Raw genomic sequence first — 1809 nt, 5'->3', positions numbered from 1 at the left:
CGATCCAGCCGGGTGATCGCGGGCATGGCCCGCTCCTACAACTGATTTAGCCTGATGGATTAGGTAAAAGCGCATGTTCAAAAAGATTCTGATCGCCAATCGCGGCGAAATCGCCTGCCGTGTCATCAAGACCGCCCGTGCCATGGGCATCCAGACTGTCGCCGTCTATTCCGATGCCGACGCGAACGCTCGCCATGTGAAACTGGCCGACGAAGCCTGGCGCCTTGGCCCGGCTGCGCCGCGCGAGTCCTATCTGAAGGCCGATCTGATTCTGGAGATCGCCAAGCAAAGCGGCGCCGAGGCGGTTCACCCCGGTTATGGCTTTTTGAGCGAGAACGAAGAATTCGCCGAGGCCTGCGCCAAGGCTGGCGTGGTATTCATCGGTCCGCCAGCCAGCGCCATTGCCGCCATGGGCAGCAAATCGGCCGCCAAGACGCTGATGGAAGGCGCTGGCGTGCCGCTGGTGCCGGGCTACCACGGCGAGGAGCAGGACGCCGACTTCCTGAAAAAGGAAGCCGACCGCATCGGCTACCCGGTGCTGATCAAGGCCTCGGCTGGCGGTGGCGGCAAGGGCATGAAGATTGTGGAAAAGGCCGATGATTTCCTCGGCCAGCTGGCATCCGCCAAGCGCGAAGCCGCATCGAGCTTTGGCGACGACAAGGTGCTGATCGAGAAATACCTGACCAAGCCACGCCATGTGGAAATCCAGGTATTTGCCGACACCCATGGCGAAGCGGTCTATCTGTTCGAGCGCGACTGCTCGGTGCAGCGCCGCCACCAGAAGGTGCTGGAAGAAGCGCCCGCGCCCGGCCTGAGCCCTACCCTGCGTGCCGAAATCGGCGGCGCGGCGGTGCGGGCGGCCAAGGCGGTCAATTATGTCGGTGCCGGCACCGTCGAATTCATCTTCGACACCCTGACCGATGCCTTCTACTTTATGGAAATGAATACCCGCCTGCAGGTGGAGCACCCGGTCACCGAGATGATCACCGGGCTCGATCTGGTTGAATGGCAGTTGCGCGTCGCCGCCGGCGAAGCGCTGCCCAAGAAGCAGGACCAATTGCGTATTCACGGCCACGCCTTCGAGGCGCGCGTCTATGCCGAAGACCCGCACAAGGACTTCCTGCCGGCCATTGGCCGCCTCAGCCATTTGCGCCAGCCGGATGAATCGAGCCATGTGCGGGTGGATACCGGGGTGGAAAGCGGCGATGAGATTTCGCAGTTCTACGACCCGATGATCGCCAAATTGATCGTCTGGGACGAAAACCGCGACCGCGCGCTGGATCGTCTCTGTGCTGCACTGGCTGAATACGAAGTGGTAGGCCTGACCACCAACCTTGCCTTCCTGCGCAATCTGGCCGGCCATGCAGCTTTCCGTAGCGCCGAGCTTGATACCGGCTTTATCGCCCGCCACCATGCCGCCCTGATCCCGCCCCCGGCGCCGGTTTCCACCGACACCCTGGCACTGGCAGCGCTGGCTGAGCTGGCGCTGCTGGAGGCCCGCAGCAATGCGGCGCGCCTGCGCTCCAACGATGCCGACTCGCCCTGGTGGCAGGCCGATGGCTGGCGCCTGAATCAGGACAACCGCCATGCCCTGCATTTCCGCCATGGCGATAGCGAATACGCGGTGACCGCGCATTACCGCGATCAGGGCTACCAGCTCGATATCGCCGATCAGCAGCTGCAAGCACACGGCGCCCTGCATGGCGATCGCCTGCACGCCACGCTGAACGGCCGCCGCCTGCTGGCCTCGGTAGTGCGTACTGACGACACCCTGACCATCGTGCGCGATGGCGCCAATATCAGCCTGCA

At 63.3% G+C, this 1809-nt stretch carries 2 pseudogenes; both read left to right on the top strand.

Going from position 1 to position 1809, the window contains the following annotated elements:
- Positions 1 to 73 precede the first annotated feature (73 nt).
- A pseudogene (locus ACE3OH_RS22050) lies at positions 74 to 1402 on the top strand (acetyl/propionyl/methylcrotonyl-CoA carboxylase subunit alpha); the annotation flags it as partial.
- Positions 1400 to 1809, top strand: a pseudogene (locus ACE3OH_RS22045) (hypothetical protein); the annotation flags it as partial. The pseudogenes ACE3OH_RS22050 and ACE3OH_RS22045, both read left to right, overlap by 3 nt.

This window comes from Chitinimonas sp. (assembly GCF_041904975.1).
In the GTDB taxonomy this organism is placed as follows: domain Bacteria; phylum Pseudomonadota; class Gammaproteobacteria; order Burkholderiales; family Chitinimonadaceae; genus Chitinimonas.
Note: the sequence above shows the minus strand (reverse complement) of the source record. Positions and strands in the feature narration are given on the sequence as shown.